This is a genomic window from Salinispora fenicalii (assembly GCF_000514815.1).
Classification (GTDB): Bacteria; Actinomycetota; Actinomycetes; order Mycobacteriales; family Micromonosporaceae; genus Micromonospora; species Micromonospora fenicalii.
On sequence record NZ_AZWQ01000008.1, the window covers coordinates 56,554 to 70,178 of the forward strand.

Below are 13,625 nucleotides of genomic sequence, written 5' to 3' on the forward strand. Positions count from 1 at the left end.
GTCAGGCGGCCGGGGTCAGGGCGGCCCGCAGGTAGCGCAGGTCGCCGGGGCCGCTCCAACGGTGCGCCGACAGGCCGGCCACCCGGGCCCCCGCGACCACCCGGTCGTTGTCGTCCACGAGCAGCACCCGCGACGGCGAGGTGCGCAGCGCCTCGCAGGCCGCCTGGAAGTACTCCTGCGCCGGCTTGTGCACACCAACGACCGACGAGTTGACCACGACGTCCAGTTCATCCTCGAGCCCGAGGGCGGCAAGGTCGGCGTCGAGCAGGTCGGTGGCGTTCGTGGCGAGCCCGACCGGGACCCCGGACGCCCGGACCTCCCGGACGAACGTCAGCACCTGCGGGTCGACCTCGCCCCGGTAGCGCTGCCACTCGTGCACAGCCGCCTGGGCCTGCTGCTCCCCCACCGACGGGGTCAACGCCGCGGCCACGCTGGCCATCCACTCGGCGTGGCTCACCTGGCCGGTCAGTACCGGCTGGAGCAGCCCCCAGGACATCGCGATCTCGTCGAGGACACCTTCGGTGAGCCCGTACGACCGCTCGACGCCGGCGGCGACCGCCGGGTCCCAGCGGCGCAGCACCCCATCGAAGTCCACCAACAACGCCGTCGCTCGTTCCCGACTCACTCGCTATCCTCCTGCCCGCCCCCGGCTCGGTCGAGCCGCTGGCTGATTACTTGGGTAACCCCGTTGCGCATGGTCACGCCGTAGAGCGCGTCCGCGACCTCCATCGTCCGCTTCTGGTGCGTGATGACGATCAGCTGGCTCTTCTCCCGCAGCTGCGCGAGCAGCGTGAGCAGGCGGCCCAGGTTCACGTCATCGAGCGCGGCCTCCACCTCGTCCATGATGTAGAAGGGGCTGGGCCGAGCCCGGAAGATCGCCACCAGCATCGCCACCGCGGTCAGCGACCGCTCCCCGCCGGAGAGCAGCGACAACCGTTTGATCTTCTTACTCGGCGGGCGGGCCTCCACCTCGACCCCGGTCGTGAGCAGGTCGTCGGGTTCGGTGAGGACCAGCCGCCCCGCGCCGCCGGGGAAGAGCACGCTGAAGACCTGTTCAAACTCCCGGGCGGTGTCGGCGAACGCACTGGCGAAGACCGCCAGAATCCGGTCGTCCACGTCCTTGACCACGGTCAGCAGATCCCGCCGGGTGGCCTTCAGGTCCTCCAGCTGCTCGGAGAGGAACTTGTACCGCTCCTCCAGCGCCGCGAACTCCTCCAACGCGAGGGGGTTGACCTTGCCGAGCAGGGTCAGTTCCCGCTCCGCCTTGGCGGCCCGCTTCTCCTGCACCGCCCGCTCGTACCCGACCGGCTCGGGCACGGGCAGGCCGTCCCGTTGCGCGGCGGCGACCTCGGCGTCGGTCGGCGGAACCGGCTGGTCCGGACCGTACTCGGCGATCAGGGTCGCCAGGTCCAGGCCGAAGTCCTCGGCCGCCTTCGCCTCCAGCTGCTCGATCCGCAACCGTTGCTCGGCGCGGGCGACCTCGTCGCGGTGCACCTGGCCGGTCAGCCGCTCCAGCTCCGCACCGAGGCGCTTCGCGGCGCCGCGTACCTCGGCGAGCTCGGCCTCCCGGGCGGCACGTTGGTTGGCCACGGCGTCCCGCTGCTGAGCCGCCTGGTCGATGGAGACGTCGAGCCGGGCCAGCGCCGTGTGTGCTCCGGCGGCCACCGCCTCGGCGACCGCGGCGCCCCGGGTCCGCACCGCCCGCCGCGCCGCCGCCCGCTCCCGGGCGGCCCGCTCGGCCGTGGCCTGCCGGCGTAGTGAGTCGGCCCGGCCGGCGATCGAGGAGACCCGCTCCTCGGCGGTCCGTACCGCCAGCCGTACCTCCAGCTCGTTCTGCCGGGCTCGGGGGAGGGCCGCGGCGAGCTCGTCGCGCTCCTCGGTGGAGGGTTCGGCGTCCACCGGCGCCTCCTCGGCCAGCCGCAACCGCTCCGCCAGCTCGGTGAGGGTGGTGAGGTCCCGCTCGCGGGCCTCGACCGCGCGGGAGCGGGCCGCACCGAGCCGTTCGGTCTCGGCCCGCGCCGACCGCGCCGCGGCCCCCAGTTCGGCGAGACGGCGAGCGGCGGCGTTCCGGTGGCTCTCGGCCTCCCGCTTCGCGGCGGCGGCCTGCTGCACCGCCTCCTTCGCCACGGCCACCTCGGCCCGCGCCTGCACCAGCTGCTCACGCAGCTGCGCAGCGGTCCGCTCGGCGGCGGCACGATGGGTCCGTGCCTCCTCCACGGCGGCCTGTACCTCGATGAAGCTCGGTGCCTTGGCCGACCCGCCAGCGGCGGCGTACGCCCCGAGCACGTCCCCCTCCGGGGTGACCGCCCGCAGCTCGGAATTCTCGCCGATGACCTCGGCGGCGGTGGCGAGGTCGGGGACGAGGACGACATCCCGCAGTGCCCGGTGTACGGCGGGGCGAATCTGCGGGTCGCACTCCACGAGATCCGGCGCCCACTGGGCCCGGTCCGGCAGCTTGGGGCGCAGCGCGTCGGCCGGGCCGGCCATGCCCGGGCCAGCCGGGCTGCCGACCAGCAGACCAGCACGACCCGCATCGGCAATCTTGAGTAGGCGAATCGCTTCGGCCGCCTCGTCCACGCCGTTGACCGCGACCGCGTCGGCGAGCCCATCCAGCGCAGCGGCGAGCGCGGCCTCGTGCCCGGGCGCGACGGTGAGCAGCCCGGAGAGGCCGCCGAGCAGCCCCGGCACCTCACCCGCCCGAGCCAGCAGGGCGCCCGCGCCATCCTTTCGGCGCAGGCCCAGGGCGAGTGCCTCCTCGCGGGCTTTCCAGGTGGCGGCTTCCTTCTCCGCGGATCGCTCCACGTCACTGCACGACCGGACCCCCGCCTGCGCCTGCTCCTGGTCAGCGACCGCCTCGGCGTGGCGGGCATCCAGGCCGGCGTTGTCCCGATCGGCTTCGGTGGACTGCTCCGCCACGGCGTCCAGCTCGGCCTGGGCCCGTTCCGCCCGGGCCAGAGCGTCCGCGTACGCGGCGGTGAGGCGCTCGATCTCCTCACCGGCGGTGGCGGTGCGGGCACGGGCGGAGTTGACCTGCCCCGCCAGCCGAGCCAGCCCCTCCCGCCGGTCGGCGCTGGCCTTCGCCGCCACAACCAGCTCCCGCTCGGCGGCGGCGAGCTGCCGCTCCAAGTCCTGGCGATGCTCCACCGCCTCCGCCAGCCGGATCTGGTCGTCGGTGAGCGCCGCGCGAAGCTCCTCCTCCTGCTCGCGGACGTGCTCCGCCTCCGCCTCCAGCTGGTCCGGGTCCCGACCTGGCCGCTCATCGTCCGGCGTGGCGCTGAGGTGGCGCCGCCGCTCCCGGGCAAGCTGCTCCATCGACCGGAACCGCTCCTGCAGGGCCGAGAGCCGGTACCAGGTGTCCTGGGCGGCGGCGAGCAGCGGGGCGTCCTCGGCGAGCGCCGCCTCCAGCTCGCCGAGGCGGGCCTGCACCTCGGCATGCTCGGCCTCGACCCGCTCGCGCCGCTCGCGCAGCACGGTCTCGTCAGCGATCTCCTTGGCCAGGGTGCCGCGGAGGGTGGCGAGGTCATCGGCGAGCAGTCGGAGCCGGGAGTCCCGCAGGTTCGCCTGGATAACCGCGGCCCGGCGGGCCACCTCGGCCTGCCGGCCGAGTGGCTTGAGTTGGCGGCGCAGTTCGGCGGTGAGGTCGGTAAGCCGGTTGAGGTTGGTCTGCATCGCGTTGAGCTTCCGCAGCGCCTTCTCCTTGCGCTTGCGGTGTTTGAGGACGCCGGCGGCCTCCTCGATGAAGGCCCGCCGGTCCTCCGGCTTGGCGTGCAGCATGCCGTCGAGCCGACCCTGCCCGACGATGATGTGCATCTCCCGGCCGATGCCGGAATCGCTGAGTAGTTCCTGAATGTCGAGCAACCGGCAGGAGTCGCCGTTGATCTCGTACTCGCTCTCGCCGGAACGAAACATCCGGCGGGTGATCGAGACCTCGGTGTACTCGATGGGCAACGCGCCGTCGGTGTTGTCGATGGTGAGGGTCACCTCGGCCCGGCCCAGTGGTGCCCGCCCGGCGGTGCCGGCGAAGATGACATCTTCCATCTTGCCGCCCCGCAGTGCCTTCGCGCCCTGCTCGCCGAGAACCCAGGCGATGGCGTCCACCACGTTCGACTTGCCGGAGCCGTTCGGACCCACCACGCAGGTGATACCGGGTTCCAGCTTCAGCGTCGTCGCTGAGGCGAAGGACTTGAAGCCCTTGACCGTCAGGCTCTTGAGATACACCTTCTCGATCCTCGTCCGGTGGCCGCCGTACCGTCGCCCGGCTGCGCGGACCTGGTGAACCCGCAGACTAACCCGCAGCCGGCAGCCGCCACGCACGCGACCCGCCTGCGGCGCCGCTGCCGGTCATATCCGATTCAGGTTTCCCGCCCGATCCGATCAAGACACGGTGACTCGGGACGTTGTTCCGGAGTTCACTGCACCGATTTAGGTGACGGGACGCACAGGTGACCAGACACACAGGCGACGGCCGGCCCCGGTGACACGTACTCAGGTAACGATCCACCCAGGTGTTGGCGTACACAGAACCGCGCGCCGGCACAGTCGTGTCGGCGCGCTTCTTGCCTGGTGCGATTCAGTTTTCTGCGGACTGCGGCTCGGTGCTGACCTGGTGGGTCAGGTCAGCGCCGGCTCGGCCAGACGGAGCAGGTCGTCCGCCTCGGCTGCCGCTGCCGCGAGCCGATCGTTCTCGGCACGCAGCCGCGTGATCTCGAACTCGAGTGCCTGAACCGTGGCACGCAGTCGGGTGACCTCGTCGAGCAGACGCCGATCGGGCGCCGCACCTACGTGGCCGTACAGGGCCTTCGCCATGTTGACTCCTTGATATGCGCTGCCGGAAAAGCCGGCCAACGCGCGCCCAGTTAGTACGCGACTGTCAATCCAGCAAATTCTGGGCATGACCGGGCGCGACTGGCGACACCTACATATTGAGCCGGCACCCCCTCCTTCGTCAAGTTGCTACAGGCCGTGACCCATCTCCACGTCTACCTGTCCACCTAACGGGGGTTGCCTTTCGGCGCGGACATGCACTGTCCGGACCACCCAACTGTACGCACTACTTCCGCCAACTCCCCACCCCCGGGGTCCGGGTTCCCCTTAACTCTTTCTTAGCCACGTTGCCGCAGGCAACGGCCGCGACGTAGCGTCGCCCCGGCCCGCATCTCAACCCGTGGAGGCGACCGTCGTGTACGGCTGGAACGACCCGAGGAACCCGGAAGGTAGCCATCGGCAACCCGAACCGGCGGCCGACGAACCAGCATGGCCGACAGACCGCCCGGAGCCGCGCTCCGCCTACCTGTTCGGTGACGAGCCGGACGGACCCGCCGGCGGCCGGGAGCAGCCCACGGAACAATGGGTGCAGCCCACCAACCCATGGGAGCAGCCCACCAGCGGCCGGGAGCAGCCCGCCAACCCATGGGAGCAGCCCACCGGCGAGTGGGACCGGCAGCAGCCGACCGCGCGCTGGCGGCCCGACGGCGAGCCCGCCCGGGGCTGGGGAGCCGCAGAGCACCCATACCACGGACCCGCCGGTGACCCCCGCCACGAGCAGCCCACACAGGGTTGGCAGGCCACCCCAAGCTGGCAGCACGGGGAGCACACCCAGAGCTGGCGGCAGGACCAGCCGGGCGACGGGAGCGACCAGCGATACGCCGACGGGCAGGACGAGCCCACCGGAGGCTGGCATGGCGCGGCCGCCCCCGCCGGATGGCCAGAGTCCACCGGGCAACAGTGGCCGGCCCCGAATTCGACCGGCTGGTACGCCGACGAACCGACGACCAGCATGCCGCCCGTCGCGGAGGCCGCTGCGCCAACCGGTGCCCAGCCGGCCGGCGAGGATCGGCGTCGGAACCGACGGCCGTTGCTCATCGGCGGGGCCGCAGCGGCAGCCACGCTGGTGGTGAGCCTCGGGGTCGGCGCCGTCGCCCTCTCCGGTGGCGGTGCGGCCAGCCCCACCTCGGCCATCGACGACGTCGTGGCGACGAGCCCGATCGAGGAGGGCGCACTCCCCAGCTCGACACCGACCTCGGCCAGCCCCAGCGCCACGCCGACCACGACGTCGCCCACACCGTCGCCGTCGGTCTCGCCGAGTAGCAAGCCAAGCCCGACGGCGTCGCGCTCCACCGCTACCTCCCGGCCCACCCCGACCCGTACCACCGCGCCCCCCACCAGTAGCACCACCACGCCCGCCAACGGCAGCGGCGACGTCAGTGAGGACGCCGCCGAGGTGGTTCGCCTGGCCAACGTGGAGCGCGAGAAGGCCGGCTGCGCGGCGTTGAGCATCGACGACAAGCTGATGACCGCCGCCCAACGGCACAGCCAAGATCAGGCCGACAACAAGAAGATGTCACACGACGGCAGCAACGGCAGTAGCCCCGGCGACCGACTCGACGATGTCAACTACCAGTGGCGCACCTACGGGGAGAACGTCGCCTGGAACCAGCAGTCGCCGGCCGCGGTGATGAAGGCCTGGATGAACAGCCCCGGCCACAAGGCGAACATCCTGAACTGCTCCTTCACCGAGATCGGGGTCGGCATCGCGACCAGCAACGGACCCTACTGGACGCAGGTCTTCGCCGCGCCCCGTTGACCGGGGTCGTCGTCCGCCCCTCCCCACCGGGTGCCCGGTTGAGCAACGCCGAACGGCGTACCTCAACCGGGTGCTTTCGGTTCAGCCACGAGCCGATGCCGGCCCACGGGGCCGCGGCTGGCAGCGCGGGCAGCTAAACGACGAGCGGTTCATGAACGTCTCGCGACGAATCGGCGCACCGCACCGCCGGCACGGCTGGTCCACCCGCCCGTACACGTTCAGCGCCCGGTCGAAGTAGCCGCTCTCGCCGTTGACGTTGACGTACAGGGCGTCGAAGCTCGTTCCGCCTTCCTTGATCGCCTCACCGAGCACGTCCCGGACGTGCCCGAGCAGTCGCAGCGCGGCCGGGCCAGTCAGCCCGTCAGCGGGCCGGGCGCCATGCAACCGAGCCCGCCAGAGGGCTTCGTCGGCATAGATGTTGCCCACGCCGGAGAGCAGCGTCTGATCCAGCAGAGCCCGCTTGATCTCGGTACGGCGGCGGCGTAGTGCCGCGACGAAGGTGGCGTCGGAGAACTCCGGGTCCAGCGGATCCCGGGCGATGTGTGCGATCTCCGCGGGCAACTCCGCACCCTCGGCGCTGACCGACAACCCGCCGAACGTCCGCTGGTCAACGAAGCGCAACTCGGGTCCGTCATCGGCGAACCGGAACCGGACCCGGAGGTGGGTTTCGTCCGGCGCCGCAGCCGGCTGCAGCAGCAGCTGCCCCGACATACCGAGGTGCCCGATCACCGCGTCGCCGCTGTCCAACGGCAGCCACAGGTACTTTCCGCGCCGTCGCACGTCCCGGACCGTCGTCCCGACGAGCACATCCGCGAAGTTGGCGGCGCCGGCCGAGTGTCGACGCACCGCGCGCGGGTGCAACACCCGCACCTCGGCGATCCGCCGGCCGATCACCCACTGCGCCAGCCCCTGCCGGACGGTCTCGACCTCCGGCAGCTCAGGCACTGCCGGCCGCCCCGCTGCCGGCACCAGCCGGCTCCTGCTCCGTCTGCTCGGTCAGCGTCCGCCAGGCCGCTTCGGCGGCTCGCTGCTCGGCCTCCTTCTTGCTCCGCCCCTCCGCGCCGCCGTACCGCCGGCCCGCCACCACCACCCAGGCGGTGAAGGTCTTCAGGTGGTCCGGCCCGGTGCCCTCGATGCGGTACTCCGGGACGCCCAGCCCCTGCGCGGCGGTCAGCTCCTGCAGGCTGGTCTTCCAGTCCAACGCCGCGCCCCGCCCAGCCGACTCGGCCATCAGCGGGTCGAAGAGGCGGTGGATGACGCTCGCCACGGTCTCCAGGCCGCTCTCGAGATAGATCGCACCGAGCAGCGCCTCCAGCGTGTCGGCGAGGATGCTCGCCTTGTCCCGCCCGCCGGTGCTCTCCTCCCCCTTGCCGAGCAGCAGGTACGGGCCGAGGCCAGTGGGCCCCAGACCGCGGGCCACCTCGGCGAGGGCCCGCATGTTGACCACGCTGGCCCGCAGCTTCGCCAGCTGCCCCTCGGGCAGATCCGGGTGGTTGTGGAACAACGCGGTCGTGATCACCACGCCGAGCACCGAGTCGCCGAGAAACTCCAGCCGCTCGTTGGTGGGCAGACCGCCGTTCTCGTACGCGTACGAGCGGTGGGTCAACGCCCGCTCCAGCAGCTCCGGGTCCAGCGCCACGCCGAACGCCGCCTCCAGATGTCCGACGGCCGGTCGCCGACGTTTGTCGATGCTCATGATGTGCGTACCTCGGTGTCGGTGATGCGGTCGTAGCGGTCCGTGGGAGCTTCCGCGCCAGTATCGGAAAGAAACGCACGGACCTGGTCGGCGGCTCCACGCCGGACCAGATGGGCGGCCAACGCGATACCCGAGGCGATGTCCCCTCCGTGGGCAGCACCATGGCACACCACCACCGTGCCAGCGACACCGAGCAGGGCAGCGGCCCGGGGAGCCCGGCCGCCAGCCGGCGGGCCACCGGTCAGTGCGTACGCGCCCTCGATCGCCTTGAGCAGCACGTTACCGGTGAATCCGTCAGTAACCACCACATCGGCGCGCGCGCCGGACGCAACGTCATACCCCTCGACCAGGCCGACGTAGCGAGCGGCGCAGGGCAGCGGTGCCGTGGCGAGGGTGGGATCGGCCAGGCGCCGTGCGCGATCGCCCTTACCGGGCTCGGTGCCGATCGAGAGCAGCCCGACCCGCGGTGACTCGAGCGCGTGCGTAACGGCGGCGTACGCGGCACCGAGCGCCGCATGCTGGGCGAGGGTCGCCGGACGGGGCTCCAACGAGCCGCCGACGTCCAGGAGGACCACCGGTCCGCTAACCCCGGGCAGGGTGGCGGCCAGGGCTGGCTGCCGGACGCTGGGCCAGCGGCCAAGCCCGAGGGCGGCGGCGGTGACGGTGGCACCGGTCGAACCGGCGGAGACGAGCGCGTCGGCGGCGCCATCGCGGACGGCGCCCACGGCAGCGCCAACGGTGGAGCCGGCTCGGGCAGTGCTGTGGTCTCCCCGCTCAGCGGGGCGAGTCGCGATCCGGTCGCGCTGGGCCGGATCAAGGTCGGTGGTCAGCTCGCCGACGGCCTCGGGCGGGCCGACGAGCAGGACGTGTAGATCGGGGTCGGCACGGACGGCCCGCAGAGCGCCGTCAACCACGACGGCGGGAGCGTCGTCCCCGCCGAGGAGGTCGACGGCGATCCGCACGATGCCCGGCTCCACCGGGACCTCGACCGGAACAGGCCAGCCGGTGGCGATGGGAGCCGGGACATCGGGCGAGCGCCTGGGCGCACGCGCCGCCCGACCAGAGGTCGGGGGCGTCACTCGTCGTCCAGGTCAGACCTCAAGGACCTGACGGCCGTTGTAGGTGCCGCAGACGGAGCAGGCGGCGTGCGGCAGCTTGGCGGACTTGCACTGCGGGCAGGCCACGGTCGCAACCGCCGCGGTCTTCCACTGCGCCCGACGGGACCGGGTGTTGCTGCGCGACATCTTGCGCTTGGGGACGGCCACGGTTCTTACTCCTCTTTACGGGTCAGTTGCGACAGGGCCGCCCAACGCGGGTCGACCTGCTGGTGACTGTGATCGGCCGGCAGCTCAGCCCAGCCCACCCCGCAGTCGGGGCAGAGGCCCGGGCAGTCCTCCCGGCAGAGCGGGTTGGTCGGCAGCGTCAACACCACCGCGTCCCGCAGCACCGGCTCCAGGTCGATCAGATCGCCCTGCATCCGGCCCACCTCGTCCTCGTCGGCCGTCATGTCCGTGGTGCTGTTCTCGTACGCGTACAGCTCCTGGATCGGGACGGCCACGACGTCGTCGATCTCGCGCAGGCAGCGGCTGCACTCGCCCTTGATGGGACCACTGATGGTCCCGGAGACGAGCACCCCCTCGGACACCGACTCCAACCTCAGGTCGAGGTCGAGATCAGCACCCTCCGGCACGCCGATCAACTCCACGCCGAGGTCCGCCGGTGCCGCCGCCACCCGCCGGACCGTACGCAACGCGCCAGGGCGACGCGGCAGGTCCCTCGTGTCGAGGACCAGCGGCGCCCTGGGGTCGAGTGGTGCAGGCGTGTGCTTGGGCATAGTTAGACTCCGGCCGGTAGGAGGGCCGACACCCGAGATTACCTGGGCGGTGGCCACAGCGTCGAACCGGGGGCGTTTCCACCCCACGGCGGCGGCGTACCGCGCCCGTTCCGGCGCGGCTCATCCGCGACGATGATCGTCGACCCTTAGAAATTCAACGGCCGCTCGGCCTCTTCGCCGCTGAACGTGCCGATCTCCCGGAGCGCGTGCATCTTGTCCCGACCCCGCTCGATCGAGGCGAGGGCTCGGGTAAGGAATTGCTCGAAGTTGGCGAGCGCGGTGTCGACGTAGTCGTCCACCTCGTCCCGGAGCCGCTGCGCCTCGGCCCGCGCCTCGGCGACGATCCGCGCGCCCTCGTGCTCGGCCGAGACGGTGATCTCGTTCACCGACACAAGCCGGGCGTGTTCCGTCTCCCCCTCGGCGATGATCCGGTCGGCCTCCCGCTTCCCGGCCTCCATGATCTTGTCTCGCTCATCGAGCAGCGCGGCGGCCCGGCGCAGGTCCGCCGGCAACTCGGCGCGCAGTTCGTCGAGGACAGCGATCATCTCACCCCGGTCGAACATGCAGTTGTTGCGAGACATGGGCACGGAGCGGGCCTGCTCCACCATGGTGATCAGTTCGTCGATTCGATCGAGCGGGTCCACTGGTACCTCACTCCTGTCGTTCGTCGGCCGATCTCAATGATGCGGGTTGAACCCCGGATTCGGCGCCCCCACACATGATGCGCTGTGCCGTCCACCGGTGCATCATGCCCCCTCCCGGCGCGTCGCCGGGAGGGGTTGACGTCGGCGGACCGGAACCGAGACGCCGACCACGGCACCCGGGCCAGCAATGACGAAACCGAGACGCCGACGACGGAATCAGGGACGTGGCGGCGGGTCGAGGCGGGCCAGCAGGGCTTCGCGGACCACCTCCGGCACGTGGGCGGAGATATCACCACCCCACTTCGCCACGTCCTTGACCAGACTCGAGGAGAGAAACGAGTAGAGCGGGTTGGTTGGCATAAAAAGCGTCTCGACGCCCGCCAGACCGATGTTCATCTGGGCCATCTGCAACTCGTAGTCGAAGTCACTGACCGCCCGGAGCCCCTTGATCAGAACACTGGCCCGCTGGGCGTGACAGAAGTCCACCAGCAGACCACGGAACGACTCCACCCGAACGTTGTCGTACGACGAGATCACCTCGCGGAGCATGTCGATGCGCTCGTCAACGGTGAACAGACCGGTCTTCGACTGATTGATCAACACTCCGACGATCACCTCATCGAAGAGCCGACTGGCCCGGCCGATGATGTCGAGATGACCGTTGGTGACCGGGTCGAACGAGCCGGGACAGACCGCACGCCTCATGATCCGCGACCGTACCAAAGAATGGTTTCGCCGTACCGGCGGCTGCGCTCGCCGGTGACACCTGGCACCCAGCCGACCGGGCCACTGCGACTCGACCGCTCCACCACGACGAGGGCCTCGGGCGCCAACCACCCGTCGCCGGCGAGCGCGGCGAGCATGGCGGAGACCTCCTCGTCCGACACCGGATAGGGCGGGTCGGCGAAGACCACGTCATACGGGCCCTCTTCGGGGCCGGCGGCGAGCACGGTGGCGACCTTCCCGGTAACCAGGCGGGCTGCCGGACCGGCCCGCAGGGCGGCCATGTTCGCCCGGATCGTCCGGGCGGCCCGCGGGTTTGACTCGACCAACAGCACGTGCGCGGCGCCCCGGGAGAGCGCCTCCAGCCCCACCGCCCCGGAGCCGGCGTAGAGGTCGGCGAAGCGGGCCCCCTCCAGGTCGGCCGCCGCCTCAACGGCGCTGAACAGCGCCTCCCGGACCCGGTCGGAGGTCGGCCGTGTGCCGGCGCCGGGCGGGGCGGTGATCCGGCGTCCACCGAGCGCTCCTGCCACGATGCGCGTCACCGCCTGCTCCTAGTCATGATGCGACGCTACGGCACCTGCACCGGGCCGAGCACGACCGGGCCGAACCGGGCCAGAAGTCACCTGATCACACACATCGGACGGTTATCACTCAACAACCCTCCGCCAATCAATGATCACGAATCGACAACATCATGTGAGCCCCCTCATCCCGACCCCCGAGATTGATCAAAGACCAGTACAGTCACCACCTATGCGCCCGTTCTGGCGAGCGCAGCCTGTGCCTAGGCGAGCACCGTGAGCCCGCGGTTCGCGTCACCGTCGCCGCTACCTCCCGTCCGCCCGGCACGTCGTCCGATCCCTCATTCAGGAGCAGACGTGAACCGTCTCCATGCCCTATTCCGACGTGCCAGCGCCGTCGCCGCTGGCACCCTGCTCGGCCTCACCGGAGTGGCGATCCTCGCCAGCCCCGCCAGCGCCCACCACAGCAACGTCACGGGCACGGCCAAGTGCGACGCCGCCACCGGCGAGTGGGTTGTCACCTGGAACATCAAGAGCGCAAGCACCCCGAAGAAGGTCAAGAAGTTCAAGCTGGCCGAGGTCGTGGCCAAGACCTACGTCGGGCGGAAGGCCACCGAGGTCACCATCCCCGACCTCACCGTCACTGACGGTGACAAGTACCCGCACTCGGTCAAGAAGACGCTGACCGCCACCCAGCGGGTGTCCGGCGACGTCACCAAGGCGTCGCTGGCCGTCCGGGTCGAATGGGACAACGGTTTCGCAGAAGACCGACTGCGCCCGGTCAAGGTCAAGTTCTGCGGCACCTGCAAGGCCCCGACACCGACGCCGACCCCGTCGGCCTCCGAGCCGCCGACGCCGACGCCGACCCCGTCGACCTCCGAGCCGCCGACGCCGACGCCGGGAGCTCCCAAGCCGACGGCGAGCATCCAGGCTGACTGCGAGGGCATCGCCCACGTCGCGCTCAACAACGCCGACGACGCGACCGCTCCGGCGAAGTTCACCGTCGAAGCCAATCTCGGCGCCTTCACCGAGAAGGTAGGCCTCAAGCCCGGTGAGAGCACCACGGTAGCGGTTCCGGCGGAGCATGCGACCGATATCAAGGTGACCGTCGAGGGCAGCAAGGACCCGCTCTTCGAGGGTGATCCGGAGCCGGCCGACAACTGCGTCGAGCCGGGCGAGCCGACCGGCGCCTACAAGTCCACCTGCGACGAGCTGATCTTCGAGATCAACAACCCCGAGGACGGCGAGACCGTTACCGCGACCTTCACCCCGAACAAGGGTGAGGCGCAGACGCTGACCGTCGAGCCGGGCATGAGCGGCACCGTGTCCTTCCCGGCCGAGGAGGGCCTGATCGTCACGCCGAGCGGCGAGGGCATCGAGAACCCCGAGCCGATCGCCTGGGCGAAGCCGGCGGACTGCTCCCCCGGTGAGGGCGGCGGCGAGCCGGGCCTGCCGGTGACCGGCGCCGCGGCTGGCGGCATCGCCGCCGGCGCCGCCGTGCTGCTGGCCGTCGGTGGCGGCCTGTTCATCATGGCCCGTCGTCGCAAGCTCCGGTTCACCGCCTGAGCTAAGGAATACTGACCGCTGAGGGCGGGCCGACCAACTGGTCGGCCCGCCCTTGGCA

At 71.0% G+C, this 13,625-nt stretch carries 13 protein-coding genes; 2 read left to right on the forward strand and 11 right to left on the reverse strand.

Annotation, left to right across the window (positions count from 1 at the left end):
- Position 1: 1 nt before the first annotated feature.
- The 3 genes from B116_RS0100255 to B116_RS0100265 form a co-directional block, all read right to left on the reverse strand.
- Positions 2-625 (reverse strand): HAD family hydrolase, encoded by a 624-nt coding sequence (locus B116_RS0100255; protein WP_027658853.1) that lies wholly within the window; start codon positions 623-625, stop codon positions 2-4.
- The gene (gene smc / locus B116_RS0100260) at positions 622-4,218 is read right to left on the reverse strand and encodes a chromosome segregation protein SMC (protein WP_027658854.1); all 3,597 of its coding nucleotides are present in this window, start codon (positions 4,216-4,218) and stop codon (positions 622-624) included. The genes B116_RS0100255 and smc overlap by 4 nt, the downstream gene beginning before the upstream one ends.
- A gap of 393 nt (positions 4,219-4,611) precedes the next feature.
- Positions 4,612-4,806 (reverse strand): hypothetical protein, encoded by a 195-nt coding sequence (locus B116_RS0100265; RefSeq protein ID WP_012181397.1) that lies wholly within the window; start codon positions 4,804-4,806, stop codon positions 4,612-4,614.
- 358 nt (positions 4,807-5,164) lie between these two features.
- Here B116_RS0100265 and B116_RS0100270 point away from each other — a divergent pair, with 358 nt between their 5' ends.
- Complete coding sequence (locus tag B116_RS0100270; RefSeq protein WP_027658855.1) at positions 5,165-6,583, forward strand: CAP domain-containing protein; 1,419 nt, start codon at positions 5,165-5,167, stop codon at positions 6,581-6,583.
- An 81-nt stretch (positions 6,584-6,664) separates the two neighbouring features.
- Here the strand turns inward: B116_RS0100270 and mutM are convergent, their stop codons facing one another.
- From mutM to rsmD, 8 genes are all read right to left on the reverse strand, one after another.
- The gene (mutM, locus tag B116_RS0100275) at positions 6,665-7,528 is read right to left on the reverse strand and encodes a bifunctional DNA-formamidopyrimidine glycosylase/DNA-(apurinic or apyrimidinic site) lyase (RefSeq protein WP_027658856.1); all 864 of its coding nucleotides are present in this window, start codon (positions 7,526-7,528) and stop codon (positions 6,665-6,667) included.
- Positions 7,521-8,279 carry a ribonuclease III gene (gene rnc, locus B116_RS0100280; RefSeq protein ID WP_018722153.1) on the reverse strand — a complete coding sequence of 253 codons (759 nt, stop codon included), beginning with the start codon at positions 8,277-8,279 and terminating at the stop codon, positions 7,521-7,523. Before rnc ends, mutM begins: the two co-directional genes overlap by 8 nt.
- Positions 8,276-9,256 carry a fatty acid synthesis plsX protein gene (locus B116_RS0100285; protein WP_027658857.1) on the reverse strand — a complete coding sequence of 327 codons (981 nt, stop codon included), beginning with the start codon at positions 9,254-9,256 and terminating at the stop codon, positions 8,276-8,278. The genes rnc and B116_RS0100285 overlap by 4 nt, the downstream gene beginning before the upstream one ends.
- Before the next feature lie 114 nt (positions 9,257-9,370).
- Positions 9,371-9,544: a 50S ribosomal protein L32 gene (gene rpmF / locus B116_RS0100290; protein ID WP_012181392.1), complete on the reverse strand. Its 174-nt coding sequence runs from the start codon at positions 9,542-9,544 to the stop codon at positions 9,371-9,373.
- Between the two features lie 5 nt (positions 9,545-9,549).
- Positions 9,550-10,113, reverse strand: coding sequence for a YceD family protein (locus B116_RS0100295; protein ID WP_026321708.1), 564 nt, complete (start codon positions 10,111-10,113; stop codon positions 9,550-9,552).
- A 146-nt stretch (positions 10,114-10,259) separates the two neighbouring features.
- On the reverse strand, positions 10,260-10,757 hold the full coding sequence (locus tag B116_RS0100300; protein WP_011905185.1) for an SPFH domain-containing protein: 498 nt from the start codon (positions 10,755-10,757) through the stop codon (positions 10,260-10,262).
- A 216-nt stretch (positions 10,758-10,973) separates the two neighbouring features.
- Entirely contained in the window at positions 10,974-11,462 is a 489-nt protein-coding gene (coaD, locus tag B116_RS0100305; protein ID WP_018722156.1) for a pantetheine-phosphate adenylyltransferase, read from the reverse strand.
- Positions 11,459-12,022 carry a 16S rRNA (guanine(966)-N(2))-methyltransferase RsmD gene (gene rsmD / locus B116_RS0100310; RefSeq protein ID WP_018722157.1) on the reverse strand — a complete coding sequence of 188 codons (564 nt, stop codon included), beginning with the start codon at positions 12,020-12,022 and terminating at the stop codon, positions 11,459-11,461. Before rsmD ends, coaD begins: the two co-directional genes overlap by 4 nt.
- Positions 12,023-12,358: 336 nt before the next feature.
- On the opposite strand from rsmD, the gene B116_RS0100315 reads away from it, so the two are divergent.
- Positions 12,359-13,567 carry a hypothetical protein gene (locus tag B116_RS0100315; RefSeq protein WP_027658858.1) on the forward strand — a complete coding sequence of 403 codons (1,209 nt, stop codon included), beginning with the start codon at positions 12,359-12,361 and terminating at the stop codon, positions 13,565-13,567.
- The last annotated feature ends 58 nt before the right edge of the window (positions 13,568-13,625 follow it).